This is a genomic window from Streptomyces sp. NPDC050422, assembly GCF_044458665.1.
GTDB lineage: Bacteria > Actinomycetota > Actinomycetes > Streptomycetales > Streptomycetaceae > Streptomyces.
On sequence record NZ_JBITIE010000031.1, the window covers coordinates 35770 to 54685 of the forward strand.

Consider the following 18916-nt stretch of genomic DNA (forward strand, 5'->3'; position numbering starts at 1 on the left):
CAGCACGAGGGGCGCACGGACGGCGGGGCCGGCCGATAGGTTCGGCATATGACTTCGTCAGATATCACCTTCCCGCTGCAGTTGGCCCGGACCATGCGCTTCACCCTCGGTGCACCGCGCGCGTTCACGGTTTCACCCGATGGTGAACGCGTGGTTTTCCTCCGCTCGGGGTCGGGCACCGACCGCTCGGGGCAGCTCTGGGTGCTGGACCTCGGCGACGGCGAGGCCCCGCGGGAGCGGGTCGTGGCCGATCCGGCGGTGCTGCTGGGCGGCTCGGCGGAGCGGCTCTCGGTCCAGGAGCGGGCCCGCCGCGAGCGGAGCCGCGAGGGGTCGTCGGGGATCGTGGGCTACGCGGTGGACGCGGCAGCCGAGTTGGCGGCGTTCGCGCTCTCGGGGAAGGTGTACGTCGCCGAACTGCGGGCCGGAACGGCGCGCGCCCTGCCCGTGCCGGGCCCGGTGATCGACCCGCGCCCCTCCCCCGACGGACGACAGATCGCATACGTGTCCAAGGGCGCGCTGCGCGTCGTGAGCACCGAAGGCGAAGGGGACAGGGCGCTCGCGGAGCCGGAGGACGCGCATGTCTCCTACGGTCTCGCGGAGTTCATCGCGGCCGAGGAGATGCAGCGCTCGCGCGGCTTCTGGTGGTCGCCGGACTCGGACCGGCTGCTGGTGGCCCGGGTCGACGACAGCCCCGTGCGGCGGTGGTGGATCGCGGATCCCGCGCACCCGGACCGCAAGCCCGCCGAGATCGCGTACCCGGCGGCCGGTACGCCCAACGCCGAGGTGCGGCTCTTCGTCGTGGGGCTGGCCGGAGAACGTACCGAAGTGGCCTGGGACCGAGCCGCGTTCCCGTATCTGGCGCGGGTGCACTGGTCGTCGGACGGGGCGCCGCTGCTGCTGGTGCAGGCCCGTGACCAGCAGAGTCAGCTCTACCTGGCGGTGGACCCGGAGACCGGGGCGACCCGGACGGTGCACGCGGACGAGGACCCGGTGTGGCTGGAACTGTTCCCCGGGGTGCCCGCGTGGGCGGCGGACGGGCGACTGGTGCGGATCGCGGACGAGGGCGGGGCGCGGGTCCTGGCGGTCGGCGACCGGCCGCTGACCGGGGCCCAGTTGCAGATCCAGGCGGTGCTGGACATCGGGGAGTCCGACATCCTCGTCACGGCGTCGGCGGGTGAGCGGGCGGCCGAGGCCGAGATCGGCGAGAGCCATGTGTACCGGGTCAACGAGCTGGGCGTCGAGCGGGTCTCACAGGGCGCGGGCGTGCACGCGGCGGTCCGGTCCGGCGGCGTGACCGTCATGGTCTCCACCGCGCTGGACGTGCCCGGATCGACGGCACGGGTGTTCCGGGACGGGAAGCGGATCGCCACCGTCACCAGTCACGCGGAGCAGCCGGTGCTGTCCGCCCGGCCGCAGCTCACCGAAGGGGGCGCACGGCGGATTCCGTGCGCCGTGATGCTCCCCACCGGTTACAAGGAATCGGATGGTCCGCTTCCGGTCCTGATGGATCCGTACGGCGGGCCGCACGGCCGCCGGGTCCTCGCCGCCCACAATCCGCATCTCACCTCGCAGTGGTTCGCCGACCAGGGATTCGCCGTGGTCGTCGCGGACGGCCGAGGCACCCCGGGCCGCTCGCCCGGCTGGGAGAAGGCCGTCAAGCACGATCTCGCCCTCACCCTCGACGACCAGGTCGAGGCGCTGCACGCACTCGCGGAGAGGTTCCCGCTGGACCTGGACCGGGTGGGCATCCGGGGCTGGTCGTACGGCGGCTTCCTGGCCGGCATGGCGGTGCTGCGGCGGCCCGACGTCTTCCACGCGGCGGTCGTGGGCGCTCCCGTCACCGACCAACGGCTGTACGACACCCATTACACGGAGCGCTACCTCGGCGACCCGGCGACCCAGCCGGAGGTGTACGCGTACAACTCGCTGCTCACCGACGAGGGGCTCTCGCACGCCGCCGAGCAGGTACGCCCCATGATGATCATCCACGGTCTGGCGGACGACAACGTGGTGGTCGCGCACACCCTGCGGCTGTCGTCGGCGCTGCTCGCCGCCGGCCGCCCGCACGAGGTGCTGCCGCTGAGCGGGGTGACGCACATGACCCCGCAGGAGAAGGTGGCGGAGAACCTCCTGCTGCTCCAGGTGGACTTCCTGAAGCGGTCACTCGGCAGGTAGGGCTACCAGCCCGGCGGCGGCTGCGAGGGCGGCGGAGGCGGCCCGAAGCCGCCGCCCTGCGGGTACCCGTACCCCGGGGCCGGCGGCTGCTGCCCCGGGTACGGAGCGGGGGCGTAACCCGGGGGACCGAATTCCGGGGTGCCGTACCCCGGGCCCTGCCCCGGTCCGTACGGGCCGGGGACGTCGGCGAAGCCCCTGGGCGCCAGGGCGATCAGCACCACCAGCGCGGCGATCACCTCGAAGATCCAGCTCAGGAGGGTGAGCTGGGTCTCCGTCGGCAGCGAACCGAAGTGGTCGAACAGGTCGTAGCGCACGACCCGGACCACGCCCAGCACCCCGCCGGGCAGCAGCAGCGCGGCGGCCACCAGCCCGAACGGCCGTGCGTGCACGGCGTGGAAGAGGGCGCTCGCCCCCGCGACCAGACAGAGCAGCGCCAGCGCCGCGGTGCCCCAGCCGGGCGGCGGGTCGATCACGCCCTGCGGGACCCGGTCGCCGCCCACGTACCACTCGGGATAGATCTCGGGGTACCGCACCATCTGGCGGATCTCCCAGGCGATCAGCACCGCTCCGGCCGCCCCCAGCATCAGGAACGCGGCGACGGATGCGCCCGGGCCGGGCCGGGTGGGCAGCTGTTCGTAGGAGTCGGCCGGCGGACGGCGGCCGGCCCCGGCGGTGATGAGGAGCGCGATGCCCGCGGCGAGGGCGACGAAGGCACAGATCAGCGCTCGTGAGCGCAGGTCGTCGGAGAACACCGTCTCCATCCGGCGGCTGCCGATGTTCCAGAGCCCCGGCAGCCGTACGGCGAGGGTGATCACTCCGGTCGCGACGAGCACGGTGGCGGCGACCGCGGAGCGCAGCGCGGCGACGGTGGCGACGACGTACACCACGAGGAGGGCGACATCCAGGGGTGAGGTCGAGGGCATCGCCTTCGGGCGCGCGTCGTGGAAACCGGCCCAGTAGCGCCACAGCTGGTCGGCGTCCACGGCCCTGAGGTCCCGTACGAGCCAGCTCGCGACGATCACGGCGAGCACAGCGCAGAGAGCGGCGCCGGTCACTCTTGCTCCACGGGTGAGTATCACCCCAGCGATACTCCACCGCGCCCGGCCTCCCGACAAGAGGGCCGTCGGCGCGGTCCCGTCGGGCGACCGGCCGGAGGGGGTTGAGTCCTTCCGGCCGGTCCACGGCACCCGCACGGCCGTACGTCATCCATGCTGACGGGTCCGTATATCGGACGTGAGACGCCCGAGTTGCCCCCTCGTTAACGGGCCGCCGGCTCAACTGACCCGGCTGCTGCCGGACGGCGGAGGCGGCTCCTCGTCCCTGCCCCCGGTCGCCGGAGGCGGCTCCGCGTCCCCGCCCTCCGTCTCCGGAGACGACGGCGACTGCGGCGGCTTCCGCGCCTCCCGGTCCACCTTCTCCACGTCCGGTCCGGCCCCCGCGGCCCCCTCACCGCCCTCGCCCACCTGCTCCAGCGTCCCCTCCGGCGGCACCACCCGCTTCTCCTCCGCGAAGTGACAGGCCGAATCGTGCTTGGCGGGGGTCTCCGTCAGCCGGAAGACCGCCGGGACCGCGAGCAGCGGCACCTCCAGTTCGCACCGCTCCTGCGCCTTCCAGCAGCGGGTGCGGAAGCGGCAGCCGGACGGCGGGTTGGCGGGCGAGGGCACGTCGCCGTGCAGGATGATCCGCTCGCGGTACTCGCGCGCCATCGGGTCCGGCACCGGCACGGCGGAGAGCAGCGCCTGGGTGTACGGGTGCGTGGGGTGGTCGTAGATCTCCTCGTCCGTGCCGATCTCGGCGAACCGGCCGAGGTACATCACCCCGACCCGGTTGGAGATGTGCCGGACGATGGAGAGGTCGTGGGCGATGAACACGTAGCTGAGGTTGAACTCCGTCTGGAGCCGGTCCAGCAGGTTGACGACCTGGGCCTGGACGGAGACGTCGAGGGCCGAGACGGGTTCGTCGGCGACGATGATCTCGGGGTTGAGCGCGAGGCCGCGGGCGATGCCGATGCGCTGGCGCTGGCCGCCGGAGAACTGGTGCGGATAGCGGTTGATGTACTCCGGGTTGAGGCCGACGACGTCCAGCAGGTCCTGGACCTTGCGCCGCCGCTCGCCCTTCGGGGCGACCTCGGGGTGGATCTCGTATGGTTCCCCGATGATGTCGCCGACGGTCATGCGCGGGTTCAGCGAGGTGTACGGGTCCTGGAACACCATCTGGATGTTGCGGCGTACGGCCTTCAGCGCGCGGCCGGACAGCTTGGTGATGTCCTCGCCCTTGTACCGGATCGAACCGGCCGTCGGGTCCTCCAGGTGCACGAGCAGCCGGGCCACGGTCGACTTCCCGCAGCCGGACTCCCCCACGATGCCGAGGGTCTCGCCCGCCGCCAGGTCGAAGGAGACCCCGTCGACGGCCTTGACGGCACCGATCTGCTTCTTGATCAGGATGCCCTGGGTCAGCGGGTAGTGCTTGACGAGGTCGCGGACCTCAAGGATCGGCTCGCCGCCCGCGTACCTGCTGCCCTCCCGCGACTTGGCCAGGAGGTCGCGCGCCACCTCGCCCTCTTCGCGCGCTCCCTTGCGCCCCGAGTGGTCAGCGTGCATCGAGCGTCTCCTTCCAGAAGTAGCAGGCGCTCTGACGGTGCTCGGCCACGTCGAACAGCGGCGGCACGTCCTTGCGGCAGACGTCCTGGGCCATCGGGCAGCGCGGGTTGAAGGCGCAGCCGGGCGGGATGTGGAGCAGGTTGGGCGGCAGACCCTTGATCGCGTACAGCTCCTGGCCCTTCTGGTCCAGGCGCGGGATCGAGCGGAGCAGGCCCTTGGTGTACGGGTGCGCGGGCGCCTTGTAGATGTCGTGGACGGGTGAGGTCTCCACGATGCGGCCCGCGTACATCACGGCGATCTTGTCGGCGACGTCGGCGACCACGCCCAGGTCGTGGGTGATGAGGATCAGGCCCATGTTCAGCTCGCGCTGGAGCTCCGCGAGCAGGTCCATCACCTGGGCCTGGACGGTGACGTCGAGGGCGGTGGTGGGTTCGTCCGCGATGATCAGCGAGGGCTCCAGGGCCAGCGCCATCGCGATCATGATGCGCTGGCGCATCCCGCCGGAGAACTGGTGCGGATAGTTGCCGACCCGCTCCTTCGCGGCCGGGATGCGGACCCGGTCCATCAGCTCGACGGCCTTGGCCTTCGCGTCCTTGCGGGACATTCCGCGGTGCACGACGAACATCTCACCGAGCTGCTCCCCCACGGTGAGCACGGGGTTGAGGGAGGAGAGGGCGTCCTGGAAGATCATGGCCATCTCCTGGCCGCGGATCTTCCGGCGCTCCTCCTTCTTGAGCTTCAGCAGGTCGCGGTCCTTGAAGAGGATCTCGCCCCCGCTGATCTTGCCGGGCGGCATGTCGAGGATGCCCATGATCGCCTGTGCGGTGACCGACTTGCCGGAGCCGGACTCGCCGAGCACGGCGAGCGTCTCGCCCTCGGCCACCGAGTAGTTGACCCCGTTGACGGCCTTGGCGACCCCGTCCCGGGTGTGGAACTCCACGTGCAGATCGCGCACTTCGAGCAACATGGCAGCGGACTCCTCAGCGCAGCTTGGGGTCGAGGGCGTCGCGCACCGCGTCGCCGAGCATGATGAACGCGAGCACGGTGACCGCCAGCGCACCGGCGGGCCAGAGGAGCATGTGCGGGGCGTTGCGGATGTACTGGGACGCGGCGGAGATGTCGATGCCCCAGGAGACGGCCGGTGGCTTCAGGCCGACGCCGAGGAACGACAGGGTCGCCTCCAGGGAGATGTACGTGCCCAGCGCGATGGTCGCCACGACGATGACCGGGGCGATGGCGTTCGGTGCGATGTGGCGCAGCATCATCCGCCCGTTGGAGGCGCCGAGTGCCCGGGCCGCCTGGACGTAGTCGTTGTGCTTGGCGGTGATGACGGAGCCGCGGGCGATGCGGGCGATCTGCGGCCAGCCCAGCAGCACGATGAAGCCGATGACGGGCCAGACGGTGGAGCTGGTCACCACGGAGAGGAAGACCAGTCCGCCGAGGACGACGGGGATGCCGAAGAAGACGTCGGTGAGGCGGGAGAGGATCGCGTCCCACCAGCCGCCGAAGAAGCCGGCCAGGCCGCCCAGGACGGAGCCGATCAGGGAGACGCCGATGGTGGAGCAGATACCGACGGTCACGGAGTTCCGGGCGCCGTACACGACACGGGTGTAGACGTCGCAGCCCTGGCCGTCGTAGCCGAAGGGGTGGCCGGGCTGGGAGCCCTCCTGCGCCTTGTCCAGGTTGCAGTCGAGCGGGTCGCCGGAGGCGATGAGCTGCGGCCAGATGGAGATGATCACCAGGAACAGGATGATCAGCGCGGAGATGATGAAGACGGGGTTGCGGCGCAGGTCGCGCCAGGCGTCGGACCACAGGCTCTGCGGTTTGGTGCCGGGGCCCGTCCCCTCGGGGCCGCCGGGTGTCTTCTCGAGGGTGTCGCCCTCGTCGAGTGCGAGGTCCATCGTCCCGCCGGCTCCGGCCGACGAGATCGCCTCGTCCGGTGTCTGCTCAGGCATAGCGGATCCTCGGGTCGAGTACGGCGTACAGCAGGTCGACGATCAGGTTCGCCGCCAGGAAGACGAGGACCAGGACGGTGACGAACCCGACGACGGTCTGCGAGTTCTGGCGCAGGATGCCCTGGTAGAGCTGGTAGCCGACGCCGTGAATGTTGAAGATCCGCTCCGTGACGATCGCCCCGCCCATCAGGGCGCCCACGTCCGTACCGATGAAGGTGACGACGGGGATAAGCGAGTTGCGCAGCAGGTGACGGATGATCACGCGGCGCCTGGGGAGGCCCTTGGCGACGGCGGTGCGTACGTAGTCGGCGCGGGCGTTCTCGGCGATCGAGGTCCGGGTGAGCCGGGTGACGTAGGCCAGCGAGACGGAGGCGACCACGAGCCCGGGGATGAGCAGTTCGTTGACCGGGGCCTCGCTGGAGACGGAGGGTTTGATGACGCCCCACTCCACGCCGAGCAGGAGCTGGAGGAGCAGACCGGTGACGAAGGTCGGGATGGAGATGACGACCAGGGTCAGGATCAGCACGGTGGTGTCGATGGGCCGGCCGCGGCGCAGGCCGGTGACGACGCCGAGGCTGATGCCGATGACGATCTCGAACACGATCGCGATGACGGTGAGGCGGATGGTGATGGGGAAGGCCGTGCCCATCAGCTCGGTGACCTTCTGCCCATTGAACGCGGTGCCGAAGTCGCCGGTGAAGACGTTGCCCATGTAGGTCAGGTATTGCTGCCAGACCGGCTTGTCGAGGCCGAATTCCGAACGGAGTTGGGCGGCGGTCGCCGGGTCGCACTGGCGGTCGCCGCAGAGACCCGCGATGGGGTCACCCATCACGTTCACCATGAGGAAGATCAACAGCGTGGTGCCGAAGAAGACCGGAATCATCTGCAGCAGCCGCCGGATCACATAACGTCCCATGAAGGGCTCCGGGGGTCGCGGGGTGGCTGAGGTGTCGTGGGGACGGGGAAGCCGGGCTGCCGGTGCGGGGAGCGCACCGGCCACCCGGCTTCAGCGGCCTACTTGACCTTGATCTGCTCGTACACCGGGACGCTGAACTGGTTCAGCGAGACGTTGGTGACCTTGTCCGAGTAGCCGGCGCTGCCGTTCTGGTACCAGAGCGGGATGACCGGCATCTGCTGGACCATGACCTTCTCGGCGTCCTGGAAGGTGGAGACGGCCTTGGCCTTGTCCGACTCGGCGTTGGCCTTGTTGACGAGGTCGTCGAACTGCTTGTTGTTCCACTTGCCGTCGTTGGACGAGGCGTTGGTGTAGTAGACAGGCTGCAGGAAGTTCTGGATCAGCGGGTAGTCCATCTGCCAGCCCGCGCGCCAGGCTCCGTGCAGCTTCTGCTGGGAGACCTGGCTGCGGAAGTCGGCGAAGGTGCCGATCGGGGCGCCCACGCACGCCTTGTTGTTGCCCATGACCTTATTGATGCTGTTGCAGACGGCGTCGACCCACTCCTTGTGGGAGCCGGTGTCCGCGTTGTACGAGATCTTGAGCTGGCCGCCGGGGATGCCGCCGCCGTCCTGGATCATCTTCTTGGCGTCGGCGGCGTTGTACGTGCACTCCTTGCCGCAGAGCCCCTTCTTGAAGCCGCCGTCGGCGCCGAGGACCGGCGAGGTCCAGTCGGAGGCGGGGGTGCGGGTCTTCTGGAAGATCTGGTTGGTGATCTGGTCGCGGTTGATCGCCATGGACAGCCCCTGGCGGACCTTGGCACCGCCCGGGGTGTCCCACGCCTTGTCGTAGAAGGGGAACGCGAGGGTCTGGATGATGCCGGCCGGGGTGTTGATGTAGCGGTCGCCCAGGTCCGCCTTGACGTTCTTGAGCTGTGAGGCGGGCACGTCGTCCACGAGGTCGAGGTTGCCGGCCGTCAGGTCGGTGTAGGCGGTGTTGTTGTCGGTGTAGACCTTGAGGTCGATCCCGCCGTTCTGCGCCTTGTCGTCACCGGGGTAGCCGTCCCACTTGCGCAGGTTCATCGACGAGCCCTTGGCGTACTTGTCGATCGTGTACGGGCCGTTGCCGATCGGCTTGGACACCCACGCGGCGTGGTCGGTGAAGAAGGCCTTGGGCAGCGGTGAGAAGGCGGGATAGCCGAGGGTGTCGGGCCACAGCGAGAACTTCTGCGTCAGCTTGACCGTGAAGGTCATGTCGTTGACCTGCTTGAGCCCGGAGAGCGTGGTGGCGCTCGCCGTGCCCGTCTCGGGGTGGACCTTGTCGTATCCGTCGATGTATCCGAAGAAGTAGGCGTTCTTCTGGTTGTTCTTCAACAGGGCGCCGTAGTTCCAGGCGTCCACGAACGACTTGGCGGTGATCTTCTCGCCGTTGCTGAAGGTCCAGCCGTCCTTCACCGTGATCGTGAAGTTCTGGTTGTCCTTGGTCTCGATCTTCTGGGCGAGCATGTTCGTCGCCTCGCCGGTCTTCGGGTCGTACTTCTTGAGCCCCCGGAAGATCATGTCGAGGACCTTGCCGCCCTGCACCTCGTTGGTGTTGGCGGGCTCCAGCGGGTTCTGCGGGTCACCCCAGGAGGAGCTCACGATCCCATTGGCACCACCGCCACCACCGCCACTGCCCCCTCCGCCGCAGGCCGTCGCCGTCAAAGCGACGGCCACCGCGCATGCGGCCCACTTGACCTGTGTGGCTCCGCGCATGGAGTGCCTCCTCGTAGTGCTCCGTCTTACGTGAGGTCAAATATCACCTCATAAGCGGATCACTGCACCCGCACTACGGCCGAATGTGTCAGACCGCCACCCGAAGGGAAGAACGTGTGATCGAGAGATCCGGATAACGAAAAGGACACGTGTCTGATCGGACACGTGCGCCCGAGATCATCCGGAACGCCCTCCCTGTGAATCGGCCGTCCACTCTTATTTCACCTTGCGTATGTCAAGTTCAGGTCAAGAACCTAAAGACCCCGTATGGACTTCCACAGCCGATTGACCAGTGTCAACTCGGTTGATTGGGTCCATCCCAACCTCTTCTTCACACTCCTCCCACCCGGAGGACGCCGTTCCGTACGGGGACAGGAGCACGATGACCACGCCATCCCCGGCCCCCAGCCTGTCGGTGGACTTGACGCCCACCGAAGTGACCGGGGAGTCCCGGCTGCCCGACAGCGCCGACAAGGGAGCCACCTCCAGGAGTCCGGGCCGTCTCGCCTGGATCCGCTTCAAGCGCGACAAGACCGGCGTGGTGTCCGCCTGGATCGTCGTGTTCTTCTTCGTGATCGCGCTCGCGGCACCTCTGATCGCGAAGTTGTACGGCAAGGACCCGTACACGACCTACGCCAGTGACCGGCCGGAGCTCCTGGACGCCTTCGCGTACCCGTCCGGGCCCAACGGCGGGATGAGCTCGGAGTTCTGGTTCGGCATCGAGCCGCAGCTCGGGCGGGACGTCTTCACCTTCCTGCTGTACGGCATCCGCACCTCACTGAGCATCGCCGTCGCCGCCACTCTGCTGACCACCCTCGCCGGCGTGATTGTCGGCATCACGGCGGGCTACCTGGGCGGAAGGACCGACTACTTCGTCGGACGGGTCATCGACATCCTGCTGTCGTTCCCCTCCACGCTGTTCTTCATCGCCTTCATGCCGGTCGTCTACGGGCTGTTCGTCGCCCCCGACGAGAACATCCCCACCAGCCTGCGCGCCATCTCGCTGATCCTGGTTCTCTCCGCCTTCGGCTGGGCCTCCATCGCCCGTCTGCTGCGCGGTCAGGTACTCGGCCTGCGCGAGCGGGAGTTCGTCGAGGCGGCCAAGGTCACGGGTGCATCACCGCGGCGCATCGTCTTCAAGGAACTGCTGCCCAACCTGTGGACACCGATCATCATCCAGTCCACCCTGATGCTCCCCGCCTTCGTGACCGCGGAGGCAGGGCTCGCCTTCCTCGGTGTCGGCATCATCGACCCGACCCCGGACTGGGGCGTCATGATCCAGCGCGGGGCGCAGTTCTACACCGAGGACCTCACCTTCATGCTCTTCCCGGGCCTGTCGATGGTGATCTTCGTCCTCGCCTTCAACCTGCTCGGCGACTCGGTGCGCGACGCGCTCGACCCGAAGTCCAAGCGGTAACCACCTCGTTCCACCGGCCCGTTCAGTGCAGCACGCAAGGCCGGCACCATCCGTTCCGATCGTCCCTATGAGGCAGGATCACCCATGTCTTTCTCCCGTAGAAACTTTCTGATCGCCACCGGCGTGGTGGCGGCCTCGTCGTCCGTCCTCACGGCGTGCGGCGGCAGCAACGACGGCGGAAGCTCCAAGAAGAATTCGGCTCCCAAGGTCAGCGGCTCCAAGACCCAGGAGATCCTGGTCGGCACCAAGGCCGACTCGACCGGGCCGGCCGCGGAGGTCACGGGAGCGGTCAAGGGCGGAACGCTCTACTCGCTCGACCAGTTCGACATGGACCACATGGACCCGGCGCAGATCTACGTCTCCACCGAGGCCGCGATCACCGTCCCGATCCTGCGTGGCCTCACCGGCTACAAGATCGACAACAAGGGCGGCGCCACGCTGGTCGGCGACCTCGCCACCGACGCCGGCACGATGAAGGACGCCGGCAAGACCTGGTCGTTCACGCTGAAGGACGGTGTGAAGTGGGAGGACGGCTCGGAGATCTCCGGGGACGACCTCCGCCACACCTTCGAGCGCGGCTTCGCCTCCTTCGTCACCGAAGGCCCCCGCTACGTCCAGCAGTTCCTGGTCGGCGGCGACAAGTACAAGGGCCCCTACGAGGGCAAGAAGCTGGACTCCCTCGAGGTCGAGGGCAAGACCATCACCTTCCGTCTGAACGAGCCGCGCGCGGACTTCAACTTCACGCTCGCCATGCGTGGTTACGCCCTGGTGAACAAGAAGCACGACACCAAGGAGAAGTACGACAAGCAGCCGTTCTGCAACGGCCCGTACAAGATCGAGAGCCGCAGCATAGGCAAGTCGCTGACCTACGTGCGCAACGAGCACTGGGACCCGGCGACCGACTCGATCCGCAACAACTACCCGGACAAGTACGTCTTCCAGTTCGGCTTCCAGCCGCTGGCCGCCACGGACCGCTTCATCGCGGACTCGGGCAAGGACCAGTACGCGATGACGATCTTCAACGAGGTCGCCGCGGAGCGTATCGCCCAGGTCCTCACCAACCCGCAGTACAAGAAGCGCGTGCTCAACGCGGTCGACACGGCGACCTACTACTGGCCGATCAACACGACCCGCATCACGGACGTCAAGGTCCGCCAGGCCATCAACTGGGCCTGGCCGCACCAGCAGCTGCAGACCATCCGCGGCGGCGCCTCGAGCACCGAGATCGCCACGACCATCTTCTCGCCGGTGACCCCGGGCTACCAGAAGTTCGACCTGTACGGCGCGACCACGAAGCCCGGCGGCGACCCGGTCAAGGCCAAGGCCCTGCTGAAGGAGGCCGGCAAGGAAGGCCAGAAGCTGGTCATCGCCTGGCAGACCTCGGACAACGCGCTGAAGCAGGCCGTCGCGGTCAAGAACGCGCTGGAGAAGGCCGGCTTCACCGTCGTCAACAAGCAGATCGACAAGTCGACCTTCTACACCCAGATCGGCAAGATCGACAACGACTTCGACATGTTCGCCGCGGGCTGGAGCCCGGACTGGCCGAACGGCTACTCCGTCTTCTACCCCTGCTGGAGCGGCGAGAACATCGGCGACGGCCGTAGCAACTACGCCCAGTTGAAGGACCCGAGCGTCGACAAGGCCATCAACGCGGCCTCCGCGATCGCGGACACCGAGGCAGCCAACAAGGCCTGGGGCGCGATCGACCGTCAGATCATGGAGCTGGCCGCCACGGTCCCGGACTACCACCCGCTCCGCAACTGGATGCACGGGTCCAAGGTCGGCAACGTGGTCTACGACAGCGCCAACACCTGCGTCGCCCTCTGCAAGATGTACGCCATGAAGTAGGCCGTACCACCCGGGTCCCGTCGCCGGACCCGCGTCGGCCGCCTCTCGGAGGAGGCCGACGCGGGTCCGGCGGTGGGGCCGCCGGGGGCGGCCGCTCGCCCGGCCTCCCTCTCCGGCTCTCTCCCTATCACGCCCCGGCGACGGCGCCCCGTCCGGAAAGTCACGCCCCCATGCCCCGCTTTCTCTTCCGCCGAATCCTCGGCGCACTGGTCATCCTTCTGATCGTCAGTGCCATCACCTTCGCCCTCTTCTACGCCGTCCCGCGTGACCCGGCGATGATGTCGTGCGGCAAGAACTGCACACCGGAAAACCTCGCGCAGGTGCGGCAGAATCTGGGCATCGACTCGCCGGTCCCGGTGCAGTACTGGCACTGGCTGGTGGGCGTCTTCGCGGGGCGCGACTACGCCAGCTACGGATACTGCGCCGCGCCCTGCCTCGGCTACTCCTTCGCCAACCGCGAGCCCGTCCTCGGCACGATCCTGGACCGCCTGCCGACGACCCTCTCGCTCGCCTTCGGCGCGGCCATCGTGTTCCTGATCCTCGGCATCGGCGCGGGCATGCTGGCCGCCGTCAAGCAGGGCAAGTTCCTGGACAAGTTCGCCAGCTCGGCCTCGCTGTTCGGCTCCTCGCTGCAGATCTACTTCGTCGGCTACATCGCGATGTTCTTCCTCGTCACGAAGCTCGGCCTGTTCGCGCAGCCGTCGTACACCCCGATCACCGAGGACCCGGCCGCCTGGTTCTCAGGACTCCTTCTGCCGTGGTTCGTCCTGGCGATCATCTTCACCGCCAACTACACCCGTATGACACGCTCCCAGCTCGTCGAGGAGCTCAGCGAGGACTACGTACGCACGGCCCGTGCCAAGGGCCTCTCCCGGGCCAACGTGTTCTTCCGCTTCGCCTGGCGCGGCGCGATGGGACCGATCGTCACCGTCTTCGGAATCGACCTGGGTGTGCTGATCGGCGGCGCGATCATCACCGAGACGACCTTCAGCATGCAGGGCATCGGCCGCCTGGCGGTGGACTCCACCATCAAGAGCGACCTGCCGATGGTGCTGGGCGTCACCGTCCTGGCAGCCGGCGCGATCGTGTTCATGAACATCATCATCGACGCCGTCTACGCCTTCATCGACCCGCGGATCCGGCTCGCCTGACCCCGGGCGCCCCGCCCTCGACAGTTACCCCGGCATCACCCTCTCAGGAGCGTCCCCGTGACGAGCACCGACCAGCAGCCCTTCCTGTCCGTCAAGGACCTGAAGGTCCACTTCTCCACCGAAGACGGCGTCGTCAAGGCCGTCGACGGTCTCTCCTTCGACCTGGCCAGGGGCAAGACCCTCGGCATCGTGGGCGAGTCGGGCTCCGGCAAGTCCGTCACGAACCTGACGATCCTGGGCCTGCACGACCCCGGCCACACCGCCATCGACGGCGAGATCCTGCTCGACGGCAAGGACCTGCTCACCGCGACCGAGCGGCAGCTGGAGCAGCTGCGCGGCAACACGATGTCGATGATCTTCCAGGACGCCCTGGCCTCGCTGTCGCCGTACCACACGATCGGCAAGCAGATCAGCGAGACGTACCGCAAGCACACGGGCGCCTCGAAGAGGGACGCCCGCGCGCGGGCGGTCGAGATGCTGCGGCGGGTCGGTATCCCGCAGCCGGACATGCGCGTCGACGACTACCCGCACCAGTTCTCCGGCGGTATGCGCCAGCGCGCGATGATCGCCATGGCGCTGGTCTGCGACCCCGAGCTGCTGATCGCGGACGAGCCGACCACCGCGCTCGACGTCACCGTGCAGGCCCAGATCATGGACCTGCTCAAGGAACTCCAGCAGGAGTTCGGCACGGCGATCATCTTCATCACCCACGACCTCGGTGTCATCGCCGACATCGCCGACGACGTGCTGGTGATGTACGGCGGCCGGTGTGTGGAAAGCGGCACGAAGAAGGAGGTGCTGGGCGTGCCCCAGCACCCGTACACCTGGGGTCTGCTGGGGTCCATGCCGACGCTGGACGGGCCGGTCGACGTACCGCTGTCGCCGATCCCGGGAGCGCCCCCGTCGCTCCTCAACCCGCCGTCCGGCTGCAGCTTCCACCCGCGGTGCGGCTTCACGGAGCGGACGGAGAGCGGCCTCTGCTCCGGTAAGCGGCCGGTGCTTGAGGGTGTCGGCGGGCACACCGCGGCCTGCCACCTCACGGCGGACCAACGGCGCGACTTCTTCGCCGAATACACCACGAGCCAGTCGCACTGACGTACAAGAGACGGGATTCCACGATCATGAGCAACACGACCCCCCTCCTTGACGTCAAAGGCCTGACCAAGCACTTCCCGGTGATGGGCGGGTTCCCCTTCAAGCGGCAGATCGGCGCGGTCCAGGCCGTGGACGGTCTCGACCTCCAGATCGCCGCCGGCGAGAGCCTGGGCCTGGTCGGCGAGTCCGGCTGCGGCAAGTCCACGACGGGCCGGCTCATCACCCGTCTGCTGGAGCCCACCGGCGGCACCATCAGCTATCAGGGCCAGGACATCACGCACGCCGGCCGTCGGCAGCTCGCACCGATCCGGTCCGACATCCAGATGATCTTCCAGGACCCGTACGCGTCACTGAACCCGCGTCAGACCGTCGGCAAGATCATCTCGGCCCCGATGGAGATCAACGGCATCAAGCCGGCCGGGGGCTTCGAGTCGCGTGTCCGCGAGCTCCTCGAGACCGTCGGTCTCAACCCGGAGCACTACAACCGCTTCCCGCACGAGTTCTCCGGCGGCCAGCGTCAGCGCATCGGGGTGGCCCGCGCGCTGGCCCTGGAGCCGAAGCTGATCGTGGCCGACGAGCCGGTCTCCGCACTGGACGTGTCGATCCAGGCCCAGGTCGTCAACCTGCTCCAGAAGCTGCAGAAGGAACTCGGCATCGCGTTCCTCTTCATCGCCCACGACCTCGCGATCGTGCGCCACTTCTCGCAGCGCGTCGCCGTCATGTACCTCGGCAAGATCGTCGAGATCGCCGACCGCGAGGACCTGTACGGGAACCCCCGCCACCCCTACACCCGGGCCCTCCTGTCCGCCGTGCCCGAGCCCACCGCGGACCAGGTCCCGCCCCGCGAGCGCATCCTGCTCACCGGTGACGTGCCCTCCCCGCTCAACCCGCCGTCGGGCTGCCGCTTCCGCACCCGTTGCTGGAAGGCGACGGACAAGTGCGCGAGCGAGGCCCCGCCGCTGGTGCAGATAGAAGGCAGCCGGGACGGCCATCTGACGGCCTGCCACTACCCCGAGGACTCCCAGTCCGCGTCCTTGGTCCCGCAGGCCCGCAAGGCCGACCTGGCGAAGTCCGGCAAGGAGACCACCCAAGACCCCAAGGCCCGAGGCTGACACCCCTCTCCTCGGCCCCGGGGCTGCCCCGCGGACGGTGGACCCGATCGGTCCCTCGTCCCGCGCGTCCGTCCCGGCCCAGAGAACCGAGCACGTCGGCCCATTGACCCGAGCCACCTGCGAGCCCGGTTCCCGGGTATACGGGGAAGGCGCCCCGGAACCGATCGGTTCCGGGGCGCCTTTCGTCACGCGGTTGCGGGCGGCGCCTACGTGGCCGTTCTTCGAGGCAAGCGGCGGTCAGCCGACGGGCGGCGCCCCGTCCAGTACCTCGGCCACCGACACCCAGGAGTTCCAGCGCCGGACGGTGACCCGCATCGACCGGCCGTCCCGCACCGTTCCGGACCAGGCCTTGCTGCCCTCCTCCGCCTCCCGCGCCGTCGGCGACACGGCCCGCAGACCGCACTTCGTGATCTCCTCCCGCAGCTCCGCCACCTGGGACCGGGCAGTCGCGGTGTCGTCGTACTCGACGACCCGGTACTGGGCAAGGGCGTGGTCGCGCCCCGTGTACAACAGGCTGTACGCCTTCTGCCCGGGCGAGTCCTTCACGACGAACGAACCAGGACATGCCTCGTCCAGGCCCACTTGGGGCAGAGGGCCGCTCCGCCGTCCGGCGCCCGCCGGCAGGCTCGCGCTCTCCTTCCAGTGCCACCGCGCGTTCCCGGGCAGTTCGTCGGTCCGGAGCATCTGGATCTCCCCGTCCGTCCGGAAGGGGTTGGCCGTCGCGGTGGCGACCGTCTGCCGGGTTCCCTGGTCGTCCGACGGAAGCAGCACCCACGCACCCGCCGCCACTAGGAGGGCCGCGCCCCCCGCACCCGCCCGCACCGCGCGGCTGCGGGTCCGCCGCCGCTGTCCCTTTGCCCGAATCTCCTCCGCGGCCGGCAACCGCACGGCAACGCCCTCAAGCAGGTCCTCGACCTCAGCCATGGTCCACCCTCCCCTTCCGCTCCGTAACGACCGACGTGTCGGCGAGCCGCTCGCCGAGAATCCTGCGGGCCCGGTGGAGCCGGGTCCGCACCGCACCGCTCGACGCTCCTGTCTCCCGGGCCACTTCCTCCACAGGAAGGCCGAGCATGTGGTGCAGGACCACCGCCTGGCGCTGGTCCTTGCTCAACTCCCCAAGCGCGCCGACCAGGGCCACCCGGTCCTCGGACAGACCCGGCACATCGGCGGGCACGCCGTGCCGGAAGTGCGCCCGCAGCCGGCCGCGCGTCCTGCGCCACGTACTGATCGCCAGCCGCACCGCCACAGTCCGTACCCACGGCAGCGGGTCACCGGCCCCGGAGACCTTGTCCCACCGCTGCCAGGCCCGCACATACGCTTCCTGAACGGCGTCCTCTGCCTCACCCAGATCGCCCGTCACCGCGTACACCGTGGCGACCAGGCGTTTGGCGGTCGCCGCATAGAACGCGTCGAATGCCTCGGAATCCTCGAAATCTGCCGTCATGGCCCCCGTCCGTCTCCTCACATGCCCGAGAACTGCCTCTACCCCATACACGCCCGGGCGGCGGCCGATGTTACGGACGGCTTTCGGTCCGGCCTTCCCCTGTGGCCCCACCACGGCGTGGGCCTGCCCCGTCGCCCGGGGCGCGCGTGCGCCGAGGCAGAGGCTGGGGCTTCCGTGAGCGGTTCGGATTCTCGGCGGGTCTGCGGAGCAACGAAGGGCGCCCGGAACCGATGGGTTCCGGGCGCCCTATCCCTCCTGGCTTCCGCAGCAGGAGGCATTCAGATCGCGACGAGTTCAGCTTGTCGACGCGTAGGGCGTGAAGGCCGCCCACGCGCCGAACCCGAAGGCGAGCCGCGCCCCCTGCACGTTCTTGGAGTCGCGCACGTGTACCGAGCCCGGCGCCGCGGCGACCTCGACGCAGTCGCCTTCGTTGCCGTTGCTGCTGTAGCTGCTCTTGAACCAGGCCAGCTCAGAAACGTCCTGCGCAGAAGTCCTGCGGATCATGTCTCTCCCAGCACTTGTTCGATGAGGGCCAGAGTCTCTCGGGGAGTGAGAGCCTCGGCCCGGATGATGCCATACCGCAGCTCAAGGATGCGGAGCTGTCTGGCGTCGGTCACTGAGCGCCCATTGAACGCGCCGTGCGAACGTCCGACCGCCGTGCCGTCCTTGAACTTCAGCACGTCGATGTCACCGTCCATCCCAGGATGCGCCTCACGGTGCGTAGGCATCACCTGGAGGGTGACGTGGCGCAACTGCCCGATCTGCCGCAGCCGTTCGAGCTGCTGCCGCCACTCCATTGTGCCCCCGATCGGCCGCCTGAGTGCCGACGCCTCCAGCACGAAGCTGAGGGCGGGAGCAGGTGACCGCTCGAAGATCGACTGCCGGGCCATCCGCGCGGCCACCATCCGTTCGACCTCATCCTGCGAGTACGCGGGCTGCCGGGCCTCGAACAGCGCCCGCGCATGGCCCGGAGTCTGCAACAGCCCATGCACGCCGTGCGCGACGTAGGCGGCGATCTCGACTGCCTTCGACTCCACCCCCGCCAGGTCCCGCACCTTCTTCGGGTACCGGACCGCCGCCAGATCCTGCTTCATCGCAGCGATCTTGCCGCCCGCGCCGACCACCTCGTCCACCTTGTCCAGGAACTCCGGGCGCGGGATCCGCTGCCCGCCCTCCACCTTGTAGACCAGGTTCTCCCCGTACCCGATCGCGGCACCGAGCTCGCCGGCCCGCAGCCCGGCCGCCTCGCGCCAGGCCTTGATCTGGCGTCCCACGGCGGCGACCACCGCAACGCCCGACTCGTCATCGGGATCGACGTCCCAACCCGGCTCGTCCGCCCCGCCGTCACCCTGCTCCGTACCGACCCCGTCCACACTCATCCGTGCCCCACTTCCGACGTGCGTGCCGTTCTTTCTCAACCGCCTCTGTTCCCCGCACGTCACTCCGGACAGCCGGGACAGCGCTGGACAAGCC

16 protein-coding genes are annotated in these 18916 nt (G+C 68.7%); 6 read left to right on the forward strand and 10 right to left on the reverse strand.

Annotation, left to right across the window (positions count from 1 at the left end):
- The first annotated feature begins 93 nt into the window (after positions 1 to 93).
- Positions 94 to 2175 carry a prolyl oligopeptidase family serine peptidase gene (locus ACIBJG_RS35195; RefSeq protein ID WP_399313964.1) on the forward strand — a complete coding sequence of 694 codons (2082 nt, stop codon included), beginning with the start codon at positions 94 to 96 and terminating at the stop codon, positions 2173 to 2175.
- A 2-nt stretch (positions 2176 to 2177) separates the two neighbouring features.
- Here the strand turns inward: ACIBJG_RS35195 and ACIBJG_RS35200 are convergent, their stop codons facing one another.
- The 6 genes from ACIBJG_RS35200 to ACIBJG_RS35225 all read right to left on the reverse strand — a co-directional run bounded on the left by ACIBJG_RS35200 (position 2178) and on the right by ACIBJG_RS35225 (position 9376).
- Positions 2178 to 3230, reverse strand: coding sequence for a hypothetical protein (locus ACIBJG_RS35200; RefSeq protein WP_399313911.1), 1053 nt, complete (start codon positions 3228 to 3230; stop codon positions 2178 to 2180).
- 219 nt (positions 3231 to 3449) lie between these two features.
- Complete coding sequence (locus tag ACIBJG_RS35205; protein WP_399313912.1) at positions 3450 to 4775, reverse strand: ABC transporter ATP-binding protein; 1326 nt, start codon at positions 4773 to 4775, stop codon at positions 3450 to 3452.
- Positions 4765 to 5742, reverse strand: coding sequence for an ABC transporter ATP-binding protein (locus ACIBJG_RS35210; RefSeq protein ID WP_399313914.1), 978 nt, complete (start codon positions 5740 to 5742; stop codon positions 4765 to 4767). The genes ACIBJG_RS35205 and ACIBJG_RS35210 overlap by 11 nt, the downstream gene beginning before the upstream one ends.
- A 13-nt stretch (positions 5743 to 5755) precedes the next feature.
- Positions 5756 to 6730 carry an ABC transporter permease gene (locus ACIBJG_RS35215; RefSeq protein WP_399313916.1) on the reverse strand — a complete coding sequence of 325 codons (975 nt, stop codon included), beginning with the start codon at positions 6728 to 6730 and terminating at the stop codon, positions 5756 to 5758.
- Entirely contained in the window at positions 6723 to 7646 is a 924-nt protein-coding gene (locus ACIBJG_RS35220) for an ABC transporter permease (RefSeq protein ID WP_399313918.1), read from the reverse strand. Before ACIBJG_RS35220 ends, ACIBJG_RS35215 begins: the two co-directional genes overlap by 8 nt.
- 98 nt (positions 7647 to 7744) lie before the next feature.
- Positions 7745 to 9376 carry an ABC transporter substrate-binding protein gene (locus ACIBJG_RS35225; RefSeq protein WP_399313919.1) on the reverse strand — a complete coding sequence of 544 codons (1632 nt, stop codon included), beginning with the start codon at positions 9374 to 9376 and terminating at the stop codon, positions 7745 to 7747.
- 382 nt (positions 9377 to 9758) lie between these two features.
- Between ACIBJG_RS35225 and ACIBJG_RS35230 the strand changes: the two genes are divergently transcribed.
- The 5 genes from ACIBJG_RS35230 to ACIBJG_RS35250 all read left to right on the forward strand — a co-directional run bounded on the left by ACIBJG_RS35230 (position 9759) and on the right by ACIBJG_RS35250 (position 15999).
- Complete coding sequence (locus ACIBJG_RS35230) at positions 9759 to 10793, forward strand: ABC transporter permease (RefSeq protein ID WP_399313921.1); 1035 nt, start codon at positions 9759 to 9761, stop codon at positions 10791 to 10793.
- Positions 10794 to 10877: 84 nt separating this feature from the next.
- Positions 10878 to 12641: an ABC transporter substrate-binding protein gene (locus ACIBJG_RS35235; RefSeq protein ID WP_399313924.1), complete on the forward strand. Its 1764-nt coding sequence runs from the start codon at positions 10878 to 10880 to the stop codon at positions 12639 to 12641.
- A 170-nt stretch (positions 12642 to 12811) separates the two neighbouring features.
- Positions 12812 to 13792: an ABC transporter permease gene (locus ACIBJG_RS35240; protein ID WP_399313926.1), complete on the forward strand. Its 981-nt coding sequence runs from the start codon at positions 12812 to 12814 to the stop codon at positions 13790 to 13792.
- 57 nt (positions 13793 to 13849) lie between these two features.
- Positions 13850 to 14887, forward strand: coding sequence for an ABC transporter ATP-binding protein (locus ACIBJG_RS35245; protein WP_399313928.1), 1038 nt, complete (start codon positions 13850 to 13852; stop codon positions 14885 to 14887).
- A 26-nt stretch (positions 14888 to 14913) separates the two neighbouring features.
- Positions 14914 to 15999 carry an ABC transporter ATP-binding protein gene (locus ACIBJG_RS35250; RefSeq protein WP_399313930.1) on the forward strand — a complete coding sequence of 362 codons (1086 nt, stop codon included), beginning with the start codon at positions 14914 to 14916 and terminating at the stop codon, positions 15997 to 15999.
- Between the two features lie 237 nt (positions 16000 to 16236).
- Here ACIBJG_RS35250 and ACIBJG_RS35255 read toward each other — a convergent pair whose 3' ends face one another.
- The 4 genes from ACIBJG_RS35255 to ACIBJG_RS35270 all read right to left on the reverse strand — a co-directional run bounded on the left by ACIBJG_RS35255 (position 16237) and on the right by ACIBJG_RS35270 (position 18822).
- The gene (locus ACIBJG_RS35255) at positions 16237 to 16923 is read right to left on the reverse strand and encodes a hypothetical protein (RefSeq protein ID WP_399313931.1); all 687 of its coding nucleotides are present in this window, start codon (positions 16921 to 16923) and stop codon (positions 16237 to 16239) included.
- Positions 16916 to 17443: a SigE family RNA polymerase sigma factor gene (locus ACIBJG_RS35260; RefSeq protein WP_399313932.1), complete on the reverse strand. Its 528-nt coding sequence runs from the start codon at positions 17441 to 17443 to the stop codon at positions 16916 to 16918. Before ACIBJG_RS35260 ends, ACIBJG_RS35255 begins: the two co-directional genes overlap by 8 nt.
- Before the next feature lie 294 nt (positions 17444 to 17737).
- Positions 17738 to 17947 carry a DUF397 domain-containing protein gene (locus ACIBJG_RS35265; protein WP_399313934.1) on the reverse strand — a complete coding sequence of 70 codons (210 nt, stop codon included), beginning with the start codon at positions 17945 to 17947 and terminating at the stop codon, positions 17738 to 17740.
- Positions 17944 to 18822, reverse strand: a complete 879-nt coding sequence (locus ACIBJG_RS35270) for a helix-turn-helix domain-containing protein (RefSeq protein ID WP_399313936.1) — start codon at positions 18820 to 18822, stop codon at positions 17944 to 17946. The genes ACIBJG_RS35265 and ACIBJG_RS35270 overlap by 4 nt, the downstream gene beginning before the upstream one ends.
- Between the last annotated feature and the right edge of the window lie 94 nt (positions 18823 to 18916).